Below are 18,277 nucleotides of genomic sequence, written 5' to 3'. Positions count from 1 at the left end.
AAGCAAGACCAATGCACGTTGTTCCCGGGGAGTTGGCGTCGGCGGCGGCGGACATCGGTGACATCGGCGCCGCGCTCGAAAATGCCAACGCCGTCGCGGCGCTGCCGACGAGCAGCATCCTGCCCGCAGGAACCGACGAGGTCAGCGTGGCCGTCACGTCGCTGTTCAATGACCAGTCGACCATCTATCGCGGGCTGGCGGCGCAGGCCACCGCGTTCCATCAGCGGTTCGCCCAATTGCTGGGTGCGGCCCGCACCGCCTACACCGAGATCGAGCAGGCCGCGCAGCAGGCACTGCGCAACGTTACGTGCGGGTTAGAAAATTCATTCGCCTCGTTCTTGCCGTCGGCCAACGGCGCAACTGCGCCTCCTTCCCCGGGCGCCCCGCCGCTGATCGTGCCGCAGAACTCGTCGGTGGGGTTGGTCGTCGGCGACACCGGCTTCCCCCTGCCGAGCGTCCGGTACGTCACTGTGGTGAAGGCGAACTTCCTCGACAACCCCAGGCTGTCACCACTCCCCGGCGCGCTGGGTCAGTCGGTTTACACGCCCGAGCAGTTCTGGCCGTTCACCCCGCAACTCGGGAACCTGACGCTTCGCCAGTCGACGGCGCAGGGTGTGCAGTTGCTCAACACCGCTATCAGCACCGAACTCTCAGCGGGCAACAAGGTGATCGTCTACGGCAGCTCGCAAGGTGCGCTGGTGAGCAGCAACGAAATTCGCAACTACATGGCCATGCCCAACCCGCCAGACCCCGGCAAGCTGTCGTTCTTCCTGACGGGTGACCCCGGGAATCCCAACGGGGGGTTCTTCGAACGGTTCCCCGGTCTGTACATCCCGTTCTGGGACGTGTTCCTTAACGGCGCGACACCACCCAACTCTCCGTACCACACCGTGATCTTCACCAACCAGTACGACATGGCGGGCGACTTCCCCCGGTATGTGCTCAATCCCGTCAGCGATGCGAATGCGGTGGGAGGGTTCATCTTCGGGGACGGGGGTCCGCACGACTACGCCAACCTCACGCCGACGCAGGTCGCCAACGCGCAGCAACTACCGACGTCGCCCGGCTACACCGGCAACACCACCTACTACATGACATCGACGCAGGACCTGCCGCTCGTCGCACCGCTGCGGGAGTTGCCGCAGCCATACGGCGACGCGCTGGCCGACCTGCTGCAGCCGGATCTGCGGGTGCTCGTCGACATGGGCTACGGGTCCGGTGAGTACGCCAACATCCCCACCCCCGCCAGCCTCATCGAACTGCCGGACCCATTCACCATCGTGCCGGACCTGGCAGTCGGCGCGCTCCAGGGACCGCAGGCCGCGCTGGTGGATCTCGGGGCGCTGCCACAGTCGATGATGCCGACCGGCTACCCGTTCAACCCGGTGCTCGATCCCCACCTGAACTTCCCGCTACCACAGTCGCCGGTCACGGACGTCTCGGTGCTCACCCGAGGCGAGGGGCAGTTGATGCGCACGTTAGGTCTGATCCCGAGTTGATGATGAGAGCCAGAGCGGCCCCATCGCCCGATCAGGCAAGCGCGGTCGGCGGCAATTCGGATCCCGCGATGACGCACCCTAGAAGTTCAACCCGGAGAACATGACTCGGTTGGGATCGTACTTCTGTCGCACAGCGGTCAGCTGCGCCAGATTCGCACCGAAGTAACGCGACGCCGGCGCGTCGGGCTCCAGGTAGTTGGCGTAGCCGCCAACCGAAAACTGTTGCACTGCTTGATGTGCCGAACTCAGCCACTGCGTCGCCGCGGAAGCCTGGTTGCCAACGGGCTCTACGAACCACTGCAATATCGCGCCCTGTTTGCGCCAGGGAAAGGCCGTGTCCCCCGGCGCGATGTCGGCCACGGCACCATCCAGCGGGTCAACGAGGACCGAAGCCTTGCCGTTGGCCGCCGACCACTGTCCGATCGCCGTGGCGATGGCATGTGCCACAGCGGAATTCATCGTCGGAACGACGTCGGAGCCGGCTACGAATCCACGCGGAGAAGCGGTCGAGCTGGCACCGGCCAGATAAGTTACCAGGTCCATGCGGCTGAGCGTCTTGTTCTGCACCGAACTGGGGGTCACGCCCACGGCGGATTTAATCGCGTCTACCACACCCGAGCCGGCACCCGCAGGACACGTGGCCAGCACATGGCAGTTCGGCTGGTTACCGCCAACCGTGAGATCGACTATGCCCCAAGTATTTCGGTCCGCCGCGCTGAGCCAGGACTGCCAGCCCGCGAGCACCGGCACCGCCGCGGACGGCGGGAAGTCGAGCCGGACAACGTCGCCGTCCCCGGCCGGGAAGGTCGCGAAGGTCATCGACGTTGTCACCCCGAAATTGCCGCCACCACCACCCCGCAACGCCCAGAACAGATCCGGATGGTCATTGGCGGACGCCGTGGCCACCTCGCCGCTCGGCAAGACGACCGTCGCCGACTGCAACGCATCACAGGTCAGACCTGCATGCCGGGCATCGGCACCCACCCCACCACCGAGCGTCATCCCCCCGATCCCGACGGTCGCATAAGTCGCGGTGGGAATCGCGCGACCGGAGCCGGCCAGCGCTTTGTGGACCGCGTACAAGGTGGTCGCCGGAGTGACGGTCGCGTTGCCACCGCCGTCGACGTTCGCTCCCCCGGGCAGCCCCCGCAGGTCTAGCACCATCGTGCCGGGAGCGCTCGATGCACCGATATACGAATGGCCGCCGCCACGCGGGGCGATCTTGAGTCCGTTCGCTGTTGCGAAGGCGACCGCCTTCTGCACATCCGATTGCGAGGAGACCGTCACCACCGCGGCCGGATTGGAGTTGTCATAGAAGGAGTTGAATACCTGTTTGCCCGAGGCGAATTGAGCACCGTTTACGGGCAAGAGGACCTTGCCTCCGATGGCGGACGCCAAGCCCCCCCAGCCGGCCGCCGGGTCGGCGGCCGCCCGCGCCGTGCCGAATACCGCTGAAGTTGCCAGCATTCCGACGGCCCCGCGCAGAAACGCCTGGCGCGAGATGCCCCCCTGCAGGAATAGGTCGGACGGACGGCTGTGATTCGTCGTCATGTGCCGGATTCTCAACCATTCGGCACCCAGAAGTCCGGCGTCGGGCAACGTGTCAAGATCACAGTGTGGCCTCGATCTTTTCTGCTGCACACGAAGCCGTTCCGGCCACTAACCGATGGGTTGAGCGCACCGGCCTTACGAAACGCTTATTGTGCAAACCTTGATCGCACCGTGTCGTAAACGTGACAGTAATGGCTCAGAGTTCCTAAGTGATTCGAATTGCTCAGGCTTCGAATTGCTTAGGCAGAGTCCGGGGAGCGGCGGGGAGGGTGGGCATGAAGGTGACGGCAATGGCTCGGGAGTGGGTCTGGTTGTTTCGCCACCAACCCCTGAGCGTTCGCCTGCTGGCCGTTGCGGCAGGCCTCCTCACCGCCGCCGCCGCATTCTCGGCGCCGGCCGAGGCGGATCCGGCCGACGACAACTTCATCGACGCGCTGAACCACGCCGGCGTCGAGTTCGGCGAACCGGGGAACGCGATGGCCGTGGGCCAGTCCATCTGCCCGATGCTCGCTCAGCCGGGCGGCAACGTCGCCGCCGTGGTGGCAAACGTGAGCCACCGCGGCATGTCACCGGGGATGGCGCGCATCTTCACCACGATCGCGATTCAAACGTACTGTCCTGAAGAGATGGCGAACATCGCCGGCGGCAACCTGCACGGACTGCCCCAAATCCCCGGCGTGCCAGGGATTTAACGAGTACCCAACGGGTCGATGGTCGAGGCGATGTAGACCATCGCGGCCGCGACCGTCGCGGTCGTGAGGAAGTCGATGCCCTTGCTGCGGACGACCAAAAGGCCGGCTCGCTCATCGGACAACACCAATCGCAGTATCGCCGCCACGCCCACTCCAATGCCGATCAACAGCGCGCCGCGCCGCCAGAAGTTGGCCCCCGCCAACACGAAAGCCGCGGTGAATATCAGACCGACCAGCAGGATCGGCCACTGGGCCCGCAGCATCGTCGCAGCGAACGCCCGCCGAATGGCCCGCGCGCTCATCGCCGCTCGGCCAGCTCGACAACGTTTGTCAGCAGGAAGGCGCGGGTCAACGGGCCGACGCCGCCGGGATTCGGTGACACGTGGCCGGCCACCCCCCACACGTCCGGATGAACGTCCCCGACGAGTCCGTCGTCGGTACGGCTGACGCCGACGTCGACGACCGCGGCGCCCGGCCGCACCATGTCAGCGGTGAGCTTGTGCGGAACCCCGACGGCGGCCACGATGATGTCGGCCTGCCGGGTCAGCGCGGCCAAGTCGCGGGTTCCGGTGTGGCACAACGTCACAGTGGCGTTCTCGGAACGCCGGGTCAACAGCAGCCCTAGCGGGCGCCCGACCGTGACACCGCGGCCCATGATGACCGCATGCGCCCCGGCGATCTCGACGCCGTAGCGCCGCAGTAGGTGCACGATGCCGCGCGCGGTACACGGCAGCGGCGCCGGCGTGGACAGCACCAGCCGGCCGAGGTTGGTCGGGTGCAGGCCGTCGGCATCCTTGTCCGGGTCGATACGCTCCAGTGCCGCGTTCTCGTCCAGATGCCTGGGCAGCGGCAACTGCACGATGTAACCGGTGCACTCTGGGTTGGCGTTCAATTCGCCGATGGTGTCGTGGAGCTGCGCGGTGGTGATGTCGGCGGGCAGGTCGCGGCGGATCGACGTGATGCCGACCTTGGCGCAGTCGGCGTGCTTTCCGCGGACGTAGGCCTGCGAGCCTGGATCGTCGCCGACCAGGATCGTCCCCAGCCCGGGCGTGCGACCCGTGGCGGTCAGCGCCGCCACCCGTTCCTTCAGGTCGACGAAGATCTCGTCGCGGGTTGCCTTGCCGTCCAGCGTGACTGCGCCCACGCCTGACAGTCTGGCATGCCCGCCGCGGTGCCGGTGATGGCGACCCGCGGCGCCCGGCAGGCACACCGTATGGCCGCGTTGACAGTGCCCATTACGCTCCTGACATGCCCGCCGACCTGCCCACTCCCCCCGACGTGCTCAGTCCGGCCAAGCTCGGACCGATCACGCTGCGCAACCGGGTCATCAAGGCCGCGACCTTCGAAGCCCGCACGCCCGAAGCGCTGGTCACCGACGACCTGATCGAGTACCACCGGCTGCCGGCCGCCGGCGGAGTCGGCATGACGACCGTCGCCTATTGCGCCGTCTCCCCCGGCGGCCGCACCGAGGGCAACGGACTCTGGATGCGCCCCGAGGCGGTGCCGGGGTTGCGGCGGCTGACCGAGGCCATCCACGCCGAGGGCGCCGCGGTGTGCGCGCAGATCGGCCACGCCGGCCCGGTGGCCAACGCCAAGTCCAACAAGGCCACCGCCCTGGCGCCGGTGCGGTTCTTCAATCCGATCGGGATGCGGTTCGCCAAGAAGGCCACCCGCCAGGACATCGACGACGTCATCTCGGCCCACGCCAACGCCGCCCTGCTCGCCATCGAAGCCGGTTTCGATGCCGTCGAAATTCATTTGGGCCACAACTATTTCGCGAGCGCGTTCTTGTCTCCGTTGATCAACCGCCGCGGCGACGAATTCGGGGGATCGCTGGAGAACCGGGCCAAGGTCGCCCGCGGTTTGGTGCTGGCCGTGCGGCGGGCCGTCGACAAAGAAGGAGCGCCGATCGCGGTCACCGCGAAACTCAACATGGCCGACGGCGTGCGCGGCGGCATCACCACCGACGAGGCGCTGATCACCGCCAAATGGCTGCAGGACGACGGCGGCCTGGACGCGATCGAACTCACCGCAGGCAGCTCGCTGGTCAACCCCATGTATCTGTTCCGCGGCGACGCACCGGTCAAGGAGTTCGCCGGCGCCTTCAAGCCGCCGGTGCGCTGGGGCATGCGTATCACGGGCAACAAATTCCTCCGCGAATACCCCTACCGCGACGCCTATCTGTTGCGCGACGCCAAGCTATTCCGCGCCGAGCTGACGATGCCGCTGATCCTGCTCGGCGGAATAGCCAGCCGGGAGACGATGGACCTCGCCATGGCAGAGGGCTTTCAGTTCGTCGCGATGGCCCGGGCTTTGCTGGCCGAGCCGGACCTGATCAACCGGATAGCCGCGGACACCACCCGGCGCGGCGTGCATTCTGCCTGCACACATTGCAATCGGTGCATGCCCACCATCTACAGCCGGACCCGCTGCGTGGTCACCGGCGCACCTGATCAGGCCCGGGGATAGCCGCTGCACCGGCTAAAGTTGTGGCAATGAGTGCACCACCAGCACCGACGTTGACCGTCCGTCATGACGGGTCGGAACACACGTTTGCCGCCGGTCATGACGTGGTGGTCGGTCGCGACGTGCGCGCCGACATGCGCATTACGCACCCGCTCATCTCGCGCGCCCATCTGCTGCTGCGGTTCGACCAGGGCAGGTGGCTGGCTATCGACAACGGTTCGCTCAACGGAACTTTCGTCAACGGCCGCCGGGTGCCGGTGGTCGACATCCACGACGGCCAAAGCATCAACATCGGTAATCCCGACGGACCACAGCTGACCTTCGAGGTGGGCCGTCACCAAGGGCTGGCCGGCCGGCCGCCGCAAACGGAATCCATGGGGATCCCTGTCGCGGCAAACGCGGCGGGAACGGTGTGGGCCTCGTCGCAAGCGTCGGGCCAACCGGGTCATCCCTTCGCCGCTCCGTCCGCGCCCCCCGGACGCCAGCCCAACTGGCCCGCCCCACCGGTGCGGCGGCCAACTCCGGGACCGCGGCCGCAAGGGCAACCCGCCTATCCCCACGGCGGAGGGCGACCGCCGGCGTATCCGACCAGCGCGCCACCACCCACTTACCAACCCCACCCGCCGGTGTCCGAAGTGGATGCCGTCGCATCGTCGGACGCGCCGGCGGAGACCCGGATGTCGCCCAGCGCCGCCAAACCACCGGAAGTCGGGAACCTGGCGACGAAGATGTTCCAGGCACTCGTGCCGTCCCGATCCGGAGCGATCCAGCAACCGGCCGGCTCGGTGACGATCGGCCGTTCCACCGACAACGACATCGTGATCCAGGACGTGCTGGCGTCACGCCACCACGCGTTCCTGAACCACACACCGCTGGGCACCGAGATCCGCGACGCGCACAGCGTCAACGGGACCTTCGTCAACGGTGTGCGCGTGGGGTCCGCGATCCTGACCGAGGGCGACGTGGTCACCATCGGCAACGTCGACCTGGTATTCACCCGCGACACCCTGGTCCGTCGCACCGAAGCGGCGACGCGCACCGGCGGACTGGAGGTCAACGCCGTCTGCTACGAGGTCGACCACGGCAAGCAACTGCTCGACCACATCTCGCTGACCGCCCGCCCCGGGACCCTGACCGCAATCATCGGGGGGTCCGGCGCCGGCAAGACCACCCTGTCGCGCCTGATCGCCGGATACACCAGTCCCACGTCGGGCTCGGTGACCTTCGAGGGCCACAACATCCACACCGAGTACGCGTCCATGCGCAGCCGGATCGGCATGGTTCCCCAGGACGACGTCGTACACCGGCAGCTGACCGTCAACCAGGCATTGGGCTACGCGGCCGAGTTAAGGCTGCCGCCCGACACCAGCAAGGCCGACCGCCAGCGGATCGTCGCGCAGGTGCTCGAGGAGCTCGAGCTGACCGCGCACGCCGACACCCGCGTCGACAAGCTGTCCGGCGGCCAGCGCAAGCGCGCCTCGGTGGCGCTCGAGCTGCTCACCGGGCCCTCACTGTTAATCCTCGACGAGCCGACCACCGGCTTGGACCCGGCACTGGACCGCCAAGTGATGCTGATGCTGCGCCAGCTCGCCGACGCCGGCCGCGTGGTACTGGTGGTGACGCACTCGGTGGCCTACCTCGACGTCTGCGACCAGCTGCTGCTGGTGGCGCCCGGCGGCAAGACGGCCTTCCTCGGGCCGCCCAGCCAGATCGGCGCCGCGATGGGCACCACCAACTGGGCCGACATCTTCGCGAAGGTGGGCGCCGACCCCGACGAGGCGAACCGCCGATTCCTGGCGGAGAACCGGCCGCCGCCGATGCCCACACCCTCCGAGTCCAGCCCCGCGGACCTGGGCGAACCGGCGCACACCAACGTCCTGCGCCAGTTCTCCACCATCGCGCGCCGCCAAATACGGCTGGTGATTTCCGACCGCGGCTACACGATCTTCCTGGCGCTGTTGCCGTTTCTCATCGGCGTCCTCACCCTGACGGTGCGCGGCAAGACCGGCTACGGAATGGGCGACCCGACCAGCAACTCCCCCAATCAGCCCGACCAGATCCTGGTCATGCTCACCGTCGGCGCCGTCTTCATGGGAACCGCGCTGACGATCCGCGACCTGGTCGGCGAGCGCCCCATCTTCCTGCGCGAGCAGGCCGTCGGGTTGTCGAGCGGGTCATATCTGGCCGCCAAGATCGCGGTGTTCAGCACGTTCGCGATCGTGCAGGGGGCCATCGCCACGCTGATCTCGGTGATCGGCTGGGGCCAGCCGATCGCTGACGCCGTGGTGCTGGGCAACGCGAGCCTCGAGCTGTTCGTCGACGTCGCGCTCACCTGCGTGGCCTCGGCGCTGCTCGGACTGGCGCTGTCGGCGATCGCCCGCTCGCAGGACCAGATCATGCCGTTGCTGGTGGTCGCGATCATGTCGCAGCTCGTGTTCTGCGGCGGTCTGATCTGGGTGACCAATCGGCCCGTTCTCGACCAGTTGTCGTGGGCCACGCCGGCCCGCTGGGGCTATGCGGCGTCGGCGTCCACGATCGACACCCACCGCCTGGTCGTGGGCCCGACCGACCCGAAAGATCAGCACTTCGACCACAAGTCGAGCGCCTGGCTGTTCGACATCGGGGTGCTGGTGGCGCTGTGCGTGGTCTACAGCGGCATCGTGTGGTGGAAGATCCGGCTCAGGCGGCACTGAGCCACATCAAGGACCGGCTGGAGGACGGCAATGTCGTTCGTGATCGCGGCGCCGGAGGAGCTGAGGACCGGGGCAACGAATTTGGCCCGCATCGGCTCCTCGATCAGCGCGGCCAACGCGGCGGCGGCGGGGGCCACAACCGGGCTGCCGGCGGCCGCTGCCGATGAGGTGTCGGCGGCTACCGCGTCGCTGTTTTCCCGGTACGCGTCGGCGTACCAAACACTGAGCGCGCAGGCGGCCGCGTTTCACGACCGGTTTGTGCGGACCCTGAAATCGAATGCGCTCGCCTATGCCGGCGCGGAAGCCGGCAACGTCGAGCAGGTCGCGATGGGCGCGGCCCAACAGATCCAGCAGGTGGGCGACCGCCTGGTCGGCACCGCCAGCGGAGCCGGTGGCTCCGGCAACAGCGGCGTCCCCGTCGTGCTCACCGCCAACAACCAGCCCGGCGCCATCGGAGTGGCGGACACGGCGTTGATCATGGGCGGCACCGGATTCAACCCGCTGTACCTGCTCACCGGCGCCACGGGGCCGGGTGTCCCCCCCTACATCAACGCGGTGGAGCGGCTCTACCTCTCCGCCAGCTATCCCGGCTACACCCCCGAATTCCTGGTGACGCCCAACCAGCTGTACCCGTTGACCGGCCTGAGAAGCCTGACCTTCGACGCGTCGGTGGCGCGCGGTGTCAGCGATCTGAATGCCGCGATCATGGCGCAGCACGCGGCGGGACACAGCACCGTCGTTTTCGGTTACTCCCAGAGCGCCACCATCGCGACCCTGGAAGAGCGCCACCTCATGACCCTGCCTGCCACCCAACGGCCGGGTACCGACCAGCTTTCCTTCGTGCTGGTCGGCAATCCGGACCGGCCCGACGGCGGGCTACTCGAGCGCTTCAACGGTAGCGTGGTCCGGGGTTTGGGCTTCACCTTCTTCGGCGCGACCCCGGTCAATGCCTACCCGACCACCGATATCGCGATCCAGTACGACGGCGCCGCCGACTTCCCGCAATACCCGCTCGACATCGTTGCCGACGCCAATGCCATCGCGGGCTTCATCTACCTCCATCCGCAGTACCCGTACCTCACGCACAGCCAGATCGCCTCGGGCGTGGTCGAGCCGGTGTCCCCTACGGACACCGAGACCACCTACATCCTGATTCCGACGCAGAATCTGCCGCTGCTGGACCCGGTGCGTGCCCTCCCCCTCGTCGGCAGGCCGCTGGCCGACCTGGTGCAACCGGACATGCGGGTCCTCGTCGAACTGGGTTACGACCGCAGCGCGTATCAGGACGTGCCGACGCCTTATGCGCTATTCCCGAACATCGACCCGGCCACCGTCGCCTCCGAGCTGTGGCACGGCGCCGCGCAGGGTGTCAATGGGGCACTGGCCGATGAGGGGTTGCCCGCCTTCGGCTGATGCAAGTGCATCTGGCTCGAGCGCCCACCCTCAGCCGCCCAGGCGCAGGCCGTGCGCCAGCGCAAACGCCATGGCCTGGTCGACGTCGACGCGGGCACCCGACAGAGCGGCGGTCTTCCACAGGGAGGGGTCGGCGGTGGCGCCGCGCAGATCCGCCTCGTCGAGCCGGGTGCCGTTGGTGCGGGCACCGCTGAGATCGGCGCCGCGCAACACCGCCTTGCGTAGGTCGGTTCCCACCAGGCTCGTCTCCCTCAGCCGGCAGCCGCTCAAGTCGACGCCGCGCAGGTCGTTGCCGCCCAACACCGCGAGGGTGAAATCCACCTCGTCGAACGTCGCCGGCCGGATCCGGCAGTCGACGAAGACCGAGCCGAGCATGCTGCATTCAGCAAAATCGCTGTGCCACAACAAAGTCCGCTCGAAGGTGCAGTTGCGGAACGCCGAGCCCCGGTGTTGGGACTCCGCCAGGTTGGCGCCGCTGAAATCGCATTCGCTGAACACCGTCCGCTCGGTGCGCAACCGGCTGAGGTCCTCGTCGCGAAAATCCCTGCCGGTGAATTCGCGATCGGCCCAATGACGCAAGGCGGATCAGCTCGCGGCCAGCGTTTCCAGCGCGTACTCGCTGACCGCGATGAGGGCGTTGGTCGCGGACCTGCGGTCCCGGGCGTCGACGGTGATCACCGGGATGTGCCGGGGCAGGGACAGTGCCTCGCGCACCTCTTCGACGGGATAGCGTGGCGCGCCGTCGAATTCGTTGACCGCGATCAAAAACGGCAGCTTGCGGTGCTCGAAGAAATCGACCGCGGCAAAACTGTCCTGCAGGCGCCGGCAGTCGACCAGGATGATCGCGCCGATCGCGCCGCGCACCAGGTCGTCCCACATGAACCAGAACCGGCGCTGGCCAGGGGTCCCGAACAGGTAGAGCACCAGCTCCTCGTCGAGGGTGATGCGGCCGAAGTCCATCGCGACCGTGGTGGTCCGCTTATCGGGGGTGGCCTCGAGCATGTCGACACCGGTCGACGCGTCGGTGAGCATCGCCTCGGTGCGCAACGGCATGATTTCCGAGACGGCTCCGACGAATGTCGTCTTGCCGACGCCGAATCCGCCGGCGATGACGATCTTCGTCGACGCGTGGGTGCGGCCGGAGTGCGCCTCAGAGTGCCTTAAGGCCACGCAGGGTCCTTCCTATGAGTTCGTGGCGCTCATCGCGGGTGGAACGCTCGGTCAAGGTTCGATGCACTTCAAGGTAACCGGACAGCACCAGATCGCCGACCAGGACGCGCGCGACGCCGAGCGGCAAGTCCAGCCGGGCCGAGATCTCCGCGACGGATGGGCGGTTCGCGCACAGCTGGATGATCTTGCCTCTCGCATCGTCGGGTGGCCACCGGTGCGCCAGGCCGGCCGGCAGCGTCTCGATCGGCGCTTCCAGCGGAAGGTCGACGCTGGTGTCGGTCCGTCCGGCGGTCAGGGTGTACGGGCGAACCAGATGCGCCTCACGTGAGGTGGGCCAGGGCAGACGATCGTCCATCGGGGCTCACCGGCTCGGCGACGCGGATCGCCGGGTGGACTGCACCACGCCCCCCACCCGTTCAACGAGGACGGCCATCTCGTAGCCGATCTGGCCGATGTCGCAGGACGCCACGGCCAGGGTGGCCAGATGCGAGCCATCGCCCACACGCATCAACAACAAGTAGCCGTTGTCCATCTCCACCACCGACTGCAGCACCTGGCCGCCCTCGAACAGCTGAGCGGCGCCGTTCGCCAGGCTGGCCAGGCCGGAGGCGACCGCGGCCAACTGGTCGGCCCGTTCGCGCGGAAGACGCTCGCTGGCCGCGACGGGCAGCCCGTCGACCGATACCAGCAACGCGTGTGCCACCCCGGGAACCTCGCGGGCGAACTTGGTCACCAGCCAGTCCAGCGAGCTGCCCGACGACGTCATTGCTGGTCGGGCCCTTCACTGGCGTTGCGAGCGTGCGCCCGTGCCGAGCGCACGCCGCCGAAATGACTGCTGAAGGAGGCGCGGACCGCCTCCGGGTCGCGTGTCACGCCGGCATCCTCTGGCTGCCGGGCGGAACATGATCCGCCGTTGGATTCGAGGAGCGGCTCCTGGTCATCGTCGGACGGATCCCGTTCGGCAACGCCGGCCCCCTGTGCCGCGCCGGGCACCAGCCGGGCGCCGGGTTCGCGTACCGGCAGCCCGTGCGCGGACGTGTGCGACTCGACGGGCTTGTCCTCGGCCGCGGCCGCCAGCGACCAGCCGCGGTCCCACACCGACTGCCAGTCAAGGTCGGGACTGTTCACCAGGTCGTACGGATCACCCAGCATCTCCGAGAGCATCCGCCGGTAGATGACGTCGTCGTCGGCCGAGGTCACCTCTTCGCGGGCCGAGGGCATCGGCTCGGCTGGGGCGCCCGCGTCAGGACCAGCCGGGCCGGCGACCGCGGTTTCCGCCCGCTCCGTGTCCTTCGGCGCCCGGGCGGCGAAAAATGCCGATGTGTCGGAAACCGCAGGGGTGGCAGCGGGCGCCTGCCGCGGCTCGGGCGATTGCTCGCTCTGTTTGCCGTTCTCCCGCTCGTTCTGCCACCAAGGCGTGGCCAGCTCGCGACGGGGCGGCGGGGGCTGCTGCGTGGGCGGGCCGGTGGGGACATCCGTGATGCCGCTGGAGCCCGGGTTGCGCCGGGGCAACAAGGTGACCGGAGGTCCGGATCGCTCGGAGCCATTCTGGTTTGCGGGGTCCATCTCGGCGTGCCGTTCGTCGGCATCCCCGGTAGGCGCCGGGACGACCGGGGCTGCCTGGCCGCCCGGGGCGTGCGGCGCCCCGGTCAGCTGTGACGTAACCGGCGAGCCCTCGAACACCGGCGGCGGCAGGTAGACCTCCGCCGTCGTCCCCGTGCCCGCCTCGTGGAACCCAGGACCACGCAGCCCCACCCGGATGCCATGCCGGGCGGCGATCCGTCCCACCACGAACAGCCCCATGTGGCGAGCGTTCTCGGGCGTCACATCGCCGCCGGCCCGCAGGCGCATGTTGGCGATGCGTCGATCCGCTTCGTTCATGCCCAGGCCGGAGTCGGAGATGCGCACCACCACGGCGCCGTCCCCGCCGGGTGCCGCGGAGACCTGCACCGACGTCGTCGGAGGCGAGTAACGCAGCGCGTTGTCGATGAGCTCGGCGAACAGATGAATGACGCCGCCCGCCGCCGCGCCGACCACCATGCAGTCGGGCAGGCCGGTGATTTCGACGCGCCGATAGTCCTCGACCTCGGACACCGCGGCGTTGATCACCGTCACCAGGGGGACCGGGTCGCGCTGGTCACGGGCGAGCTGCGCCCCGGCCAGGACCAGCAGGTTCGCGCTGTTGCGCCGCAGCCGGGCCGCGAGGTGGTCCAGCCTGAAAAGCTTGTCGAGGCGCTGGGGATCATGCTCGTTGCGCTCCAGCCGATCGATCAACGCCAGCTGCTGGTCGACCAGGGAACGGCTGCGCCGCGACATGGTCTCGAACATGTCGTTGACCAGCAGGCGCAATCGGGCCTCGTCGCCGGCCAGCAGCAGTGCACGCGTGTGCAGTTCGTCGACCGCGTGGGCAACCTGCCCGATTTCCTCGGTGGTGTTGATGGGCAGCGGCTGCGGGATCGGCTCGCCGGCGCCGGCCTTGACGCGCGCCACCTCCTCCTCGAGGTCGGTGTGGGCCACCTTGAGCGCGCCGTCACGCAGGACGCGCAGCGGCCGCACCAGCGCGCGCGCCATCAGCAACACGATGCCCAGCGCGATCACGATGGCGACCAGCACCACGGCCGCGTCGACGATGGCGGCATTGCGTGCGTCGGTGGCCGCGGCATGCACCGACTTGGTCACCGACGTGGTGGCGTCGGCGATCACCTGCTCCGCGATGCCGTCGGTGGTCCGAATGGAGCGCAACAGGTCGGGGTTGTCGACAAGCGGGGTGGCCGGATCGGACATCAGCGCCATCCGGGTCACCATTTGCTGTTGCAGCGTCTTGGCTTCGGAAGACCCGGCACCGAGCACCTCGCTCATCCCGAACAGCGTCGACGGTTCGGTGCCGGCCAGGGTGATCATCGAGGTCCGCAATTGCGGCTCCGGAAGGTCGGCGCCACGGGTCAGGAGGATCTCCTGCATCGTCATCTGCCCGCGGGCCCCGACGGCACGGCTCAAGCCCTGCGCCTCGGCGCGGATGCGCTCGTTGCCGAGCCGCACCGACGCGCTGATCACATCCTCCGCGGTCAACAGGATCGGGGCATAGGTGGTGACGCGGTCCGGCAAACCGATGCTGTTGTCTGCGACCTTGTCCAGCAGTCCTTGACCGGCGTTGAGCAGAGTGCTCACGCCCGAGCGGACGTCGGGGGTCACGTCGGTATCGGCCAGCCGGGACTGCAGCTCGTCCTTGCGCTCCTGGTAGTTCTTCTTCGCCCCCTCCAGGTCCCGGCCGGTGGAGCTGGCCAGCAGGGCGACATCCAACGCCGACATGTATTTGGTGATCGCCGGTACGACGTCGGCGCGGGCGGCGGCCAGCCTCAGATCGTGGGAGCCGGCCACGGCCTCCTTCACGCGCAACGCGCCGAAAGCCGTCGCCAAAATGAGCGGTACCAGCACAATCGCCAGCACTTTGTAGCGGACCGGCCAGTTGCTCGGCGACAACGCGAGCGGGCGTTTGGCCACCGTTTCGGCGGTGGCGGCCGGTGTGGTGGACTCGGGTGCAGCCGCCGCGGCCGGGTTGGCCGGGCGGGTGAACATGGTCATGTGGTTGTGGCCGCTCGACCGGCCGCCGCGCCGATCATCGGCGCTCGTGTAAACGAGTGGCTCATGAAACTTCCTGCTTTATTTCCGCCGTGATCCCACCCGCCCCGGGCGACGGGGCGCGGGCGAGAAACTGCTGGCAATCCGACGAGTATGCCAGCCCTTCGCCCAGGTCTCCACAATTGATACTGATTAGACAGAGCACTCCAAGCCGAACCCCGACATCGATGCGCAACTCTGGCAAACGAGCTCCGAGCACTTTTGTCATGATCGGCGGATGTTCCGGCTGCTGTTCTACGCCCCGCGCATCGCGCCCAACACCGGCAACGCCATACGGACGGCGGCCGCCACCGGCGCCGAATTGCATCTGGTCGAGCCGCTCGGCTTCGACCTGTCCGAACCGAAGCTCCGCCGGGCCGGCCTGGACTACCACGACCTGGCGTCGGTCAGCGTGCACGCATCGCTTCGGGCGGCGTGGGATGTGTTGCTGCCGGCGCGCGTGTTCGCCTTCACCGCGCACGCGACCACGTCGTTTGCCGACATCGCCTACCGGCCCGGCGATGTATTGATGTTCGGGCCCGAACCCGATGGGCTCGATGCGGCGACGCTGGCCGACACGCGCATCACCGGTCAGGTGCGCATTCCCATGCTGGCGGGTCGCCGCTCGTTGAACCTTTCGAATGCGGCGGCCGTTGCCGTCTACGAGGCCTGGCGGCAGCAGGGTTTCGCCGGCGCGGTGTAGTAGCGGGGCCGCGATGAATTATGGCCTCCACCGGAGTCGGCATTGGTATGGCCACCTTCATCACGATCGGGTACGGAGACGCGGCGGGGTACGACCGCGTAAGCGACGAATGCAAAAGGAGCGCGCACGCGCGGGACGACGCATTGCGCGCTGCGGGGGCGCTGATCGGAGTCGCCGGTCGTCCCGTCCAGGTGCGCAACCCAGAAGATGGCGGCGTCCGGATCGAACCGGGGCCGTACCTGCGATCGGCGCTCCCGATCGCCGGTTTCGCGGTGCTGGAGGCCGACGATATGGACGCCGCGATCGAGCGGGTAAGTCAGACACCCTGCGCGGTCGCGCACGGCGTCGTCGAGGTGTGGCCCCTGATTATGTGATCCAGTTGATGACCTACCAGGCGTTCCAGTGCGTCACCTGCTCGGCGGGGAGCCTCTTGGCCTGGCGGAAGTCGGTGCCCTTGGTATAGGCGATCGGAAGCAACGCGCCCTGGCTGTACCTGTCGTAAGGGATGCCGAGCACTTCGGCAGCCTGTTTTTCGCCGTCGCGCAACAGGTGCAGCGTCGTCCAGCAGGAGCCCAGCCCGCGGGAGCGCAGTGCCAAACAGAAACTCCAGACCGCCGGGAACAGTGACGCCCAGAACGACACACCGCCCAAGGGCGTCCTGTCGTCGCGCCCTTCGATGCAGGGAATCAACAGCACCGGAGCCTCGTGCATGTGCTCGGCGAGATAGGTCGCGGAATCCTTGACCCTGTCCATCCGCTCACCGCGGGTGTCACCGTCGGCGTATTCGGGCCGAGGCGCGCTGAGATAGCCGCGGGCATTGGCCAGGTAGATTTCACCTATCGCCTTCTTTTTGTCGGCGTCCTCGACGAAGACCCATTGCCAGCCCTGCGAGTTGGAACCGGTGGGCGCCTGCAGCGCCAACTCGAGGCATTCCATCAGCACCTCGCGGGGCACCGGCTTGTCGAAGTCGAGGCGCTTGCGCACCGAGCGGGTGGTGGTCAGGACTTCGTCGAAGGACAGGTTGAGGGCCATGTGTGGAGCCTACGCAGTGGTCCGACGCCGTCGCCGAGCGTGTTCTCACGGCGAGAATTCGGCGATTTTTCCGCGCTGAGTGCACGTTCGGCGAGAGGGGTCGGCGAGAGGGGTCAGCGGAAGTCGCGGGACTTCGATCCCACCGCCAGGGAGATGCGGCCCAACCGCTCGGCCACGACGGTGACCGCGCCGCTGGCGTTTTGGACCTGGCCCCGCACGAGCAGCGCCGCAGCGGTGTTGGCCAGCTTGCGGTGCCGCGCCCACACCCCGGGCGTGCACAGCACATTGACCATCCCCGTCTCGTCCTCGAGGTTGAGAAACGTCACCCCCTGTGCCGTCCCCGGCCGCTGCCGGTGAGTGACCGCACCGGCGATCAGCACACGATCGCCGTCGGGCACGCCCAGCAGCTTCTCGGCGGGCACCACGCCCAACGCGTCCAGGTCTTCGCGGAGGAACTGCGTCGGATAACTGTCCGGGGAGATCCCGGTGGCCCACACGTCGGCCGCGGCCAGTTCCAGCTCACTCATTCCCGGCAACGCAGGGATGTGCGATGACGAGCCCACGCCGGGCAGCCGGTCCGGGCGTTGCGTGGCGGCCGCTCCGGCCGTCCACAAAGCCTCCCGCCGGGACAGGCCGAAACAGCCCAGCGCCCCGGCCGTCGCCAGCGCCTCGGTCTGCGGCACCGAAAGCTGCACCCGGGTGGTGAGGTCCAGCAGAGAGGCAAAGGGGCCGTTGGCTTTTCGCTCCTGCACCAGCAACTCGGCGAGGTCGTCGCCGATATGGCGGACGGCACCCAACCCGATGCGGACGGCGTTCCCGGAATCTTCCAAGGTGGCGTGCGGCAGGCTGGCGTTGACGTCCGGGCCGTGCACCGGCACGCCGTGCCGGCGCGCGTCGGCCACCAGCGACTGCGGTGAATAGAAGCCCATCGGCTGGGCTCGCAGCAGCGCCGCGCAGAACGCCGCGGGGTGGTGCAGCTTGAACCACGACGAGTAGAACACCAGCGATGCGAAGCTCAGCGCATGACTTTCGGGGAAGCCGAAATTGGCGAAGGCCTCCAGCTTTTCGTATGTCCGGTCGATCACGTCGTCGGGAGCGCCGTGCAGCGCGCGCATGCCGTCGTAGAACCGGCCGCGAAGCCGTCGCATGCGTTCGGTGGATCGCTTGGAGCCCATGGCGCGCCGCAGCTGGTCGGCCTCGGCGGCGGAAAACCCGGCGCAGTCGACCGCAAGCTGCATCAGCTGTTCCTGAAAGAGCGGCACCCCCAGCGTCTTTCGCAGCGCCGGCTCCATCGACGGGTGGTCGTAGACGACCGGATCGATGCCGTTTCGCCGCCGGATGTAGGGGTGCACCGACCCGCCCTGGATGGGCCCGGGGCGGATCAGCGCGACCTCCACCACCAGGTCGTAAAAGATCCGCGGCTTGAGCCGGGGCAATGTG

The 18,277-nt window shown here is 67.9% G+C and carries 16 protein-coding genes and 1 pseudogene; 7 read left to right on the top strand and 10 right to left on the bottom strand.

Annotated features, from left to right (window positions below; all coding sequences use genetic code 11):
- Positions 1 to 11: 11 nt before the first annotated feature.
- Complete coding sequence (locus JO059_RS04825) at positions 12 to 1,499, top strand: PE-PPE domain-containing protein (RefSeq protein ID WP_293314969.1); 1,488 nt, start codon at positions 12 to 14, stop codon at positions 1,497 to 1,499.
- A 78-nt stretch (positions 1,500 to 1,577) separates the two neighbouring features.
- On the opposite strand, the gene JO059_RS04820 is transcribed toward JO059_RS04825, so the two are convergent.
- Positions 1,578 to 3,014, bottom strand: a complete 1,437-nt coding sequence (locus JO059_RS04820) for an FAD-binding oxidoreductase (RefSeq protein WP_293314976.1) — start codon at positions 3,012 to 3,014, stop codon at positions 1,578 to 1,580.
- Between the two features lie 311 nt (positions 3,015 to 3,325).
- Here JO059_RS04820 and JO059_RS04815 point away from each other — a divergent pair.
- Positions 3,326 to 3,736 (top strand): annotated as a pseudogene (locus JO059_RS04815) (DUF732 domain-containing protein); the annotation flags it as partial.
- A 2-nt stretch (positions 3,737 to 3,738) separates the two neighbouring features.
- Here JO059_RS04815 and JO059_RS04810 read toward each other — a convergent pair.
- Together JO059_RS04810 and JO059_RS04805 are read right to left on the bottom strand one after the other, a co-directional pair.
- A complete protein-coding gene (locus tag JO059_RS04810; protein ID WP_293314967.1) occupies positions 3,739 to 4,044 on the bottom strand; it encodes a DUF3017 domain-containing protein in 306 nt (101 codons plus the stop codon).
- Complete coding sequence (locus JO059_RS04805; RefSeq protein WP_293314966.1) at positions 4,041 to 4,886, bottom strand: bifunctional methylenetetrahydrofolate dehydrogenase/methenyltetrahydrofolate cyclohydrolase; 846 nt, start codon at positions 4,884 to 4,886, stop codon at positions 4,041 to 4,043. Before JO059_RS04805 ends, JO059_RS04810 begins: the two co-directional genes overlap by 4 nt.
- 104 nt (positions 4,887 to 4,990) lie before the next feature.
- Here JO059_RS04805 and JO059_RS04800 point away from each other — a divergent pair, with 104 nt between their 5' ends.
- The 3 genes from JO059_RS04800 to JO059_RS04790 are packed head-to-tail and all read left to right on the top strand — an operon-like array spanning position 4,991 to position 10,314.
- Positions 4,991 to 6,211, top strand: a complete 1,221-nt coding sequence (locus JO059_RS04800; protein ID WP_293314965.1) for an NADH:flavin oxidoreductase — start codon at positions 4,991 to 4,993, stop codon at positions 6,209 to 6,211.
- Between the two features lie 26 nt (positions 6,212 to 6,237).
- Positions 6,238 to 8,901 carry an FHA domain-containing protein gene (locus tag JO059_RS04795; RefSeq protein ID WP_293314964.1) on the top strand — a complete coding sequence of 888 codons (2,664 nt, stop codon included), beginning with the start codon at positions 6,238 to 6,240 and terminating at the stop codon, positions 8,899 to 8,901.
- A gap of 30 nt (positions 8,902 to 8,931) precedes the next feature.
- Positions 8,932 to 10,314, top strand: a complete 1,383-nt coding sequence (locus JO059_RS04790; RefSeq protein ID WP_293314963.1) for a PE-PPE domain-containing protein — start codon at positions 8,932 to 8,934, stop codon at positions 10,312 to 10,314.
- A 30-nt stretch (positions 10,315 to 10,344) separates the two neighbouring features.
- On the opposite strand, the gene JO059_RS04785 is transcribed toward JO059_RS04790, so the two are convergent.
- The 5 genes from JO059_RS04785 to JO059_RS04765 are packed head-to-tail and all read right to left on the bottom strand — an operon-like array spanning position 10,345 to position 15,066.
- Positions 10,345 to 10,893, bottom strand: a complete 549-nt coding sequence (locus tag JO059_RS04785; RefSeq protein WP_293314962.1) for a pentapeptide repeat-containing protein — start codon at positions 10,891 to 10,893, stop codon at positions 10,345 to 10,347.
- A gap of 6 nt (positions 10,894 to 10,899) precedes the next feature.
- Positions 10,900 to 11,484 (bottom strand): ATP/GTP-binding protein, encoded by a 585-nt coding sequence (locus JO059_RS04780; protein ID WP_293314961.1) that lies wholly within the window; start codon positions 11,482 to 11,484, stop codon positions 10,900 to 10,902.
- Positions 11,465 to 11,839 (bottom strand): DUF742 domain-containing protein, encoded by a 375-nt coding sequence (locus tag JO059_RS04775; protein WP_293314960.1) that lies wholly within the window; start codon positions 11,837 to 11,839, stop codon positions 11,465 to 11,467. Before JO059_RS04775 ends, JO059_RS04780 begins: the two co-directional genes overlap by 20 nt.
- Positions 11,840 to 11,845: 6 nt before the next feature.
- Positions 11,846 to 12,250, bottom strand: a complete 405-nt coding sequence (locus tag JO059_RS04770; RefSeq protein ID WP_293314959.1) for a serine protease inhibitor — start codon at positions 12,248 to 12,250, stop codon at positions 11,846 to 11,848.
- Entirely contained in the window at positions 12,247 to 15,066 is a 2,820-nt protein-coding gene (locus JO059_RS04765) for an ATP-binding protein (protein WP_293314958.1), read from the bottom strand. Before JO059_RS04765 ends, JO059_RS04770 begins: the two co-directional genes overlap by 4 nt.
- A 274-nt stretch (positions 15,067 to 15,340) precedes the next feature.
- On the opposite strand from JO059_RS04765, the gene JO059_RS04760 reads away from it, so the two are divergent.
- A complete protein-coding gene (locus tag JO059_RS04760; protein ID WP_293314957.1) occupies positions 15,341 to 15,805 on the top strand; it encodes a tRNA (cytidine(34)-2'-O)-methyltransferase in 465 nt (154 codons plus the stop codon).
- Between the two features lie 20 nt (positions 15,806 to 15,825).
- Complete coding sequence (locus JO059_RS04755; RefSeq protein ID WP_293314956.1) at positions 15,826 to 16,179, top strand: YciI family protein; 354 nt, start codon at positions 15,826 to 15,828, stop codon at positions 16,177 to 16,179.
- 13 nt (positions 16,180 to 16,192) lie between these two features.
- On the opposite strand, the gene JO059_RS04750 is transcribed toward JO059_RS04755, so the two are convergent.
- Complete coding sequence (locus tag JO059_RS04750; protein WP_293314955.1) at positions 16,193 to 16,837, bottom strand: nitroreductase family protein; 645 nt, start codon at positions 16,835 to 16,837, stop codon at positions 16,193 to 16,195.
- 113 nt (positions 16,838 to 16,950) lie between these two features.
- Positions 16,951 to 18,277, bottom strand: a 1,327-nt coding sequence (locus JO059_RS04745; RefSeq protein WP_366516149.1) for an OB-fold nucleic acid binding domain-containing protein, incomplete at its 5' end; no start/stop codon positions are given.

The sequence above is a fragment of the Mycobacterium sp. genome (assembly GCF_019247615.1).
GTDB lineage: Bacteria > Actinomycetota > Actinomycetes > Mycobacteriales > Mycobacteriaceae > Mycobacterium.
The sequence above is the reverse complement of the archived record's forward strand: the minus strand, read 5'-3'. Positions and strand labels throughout refer to the sequence as shown.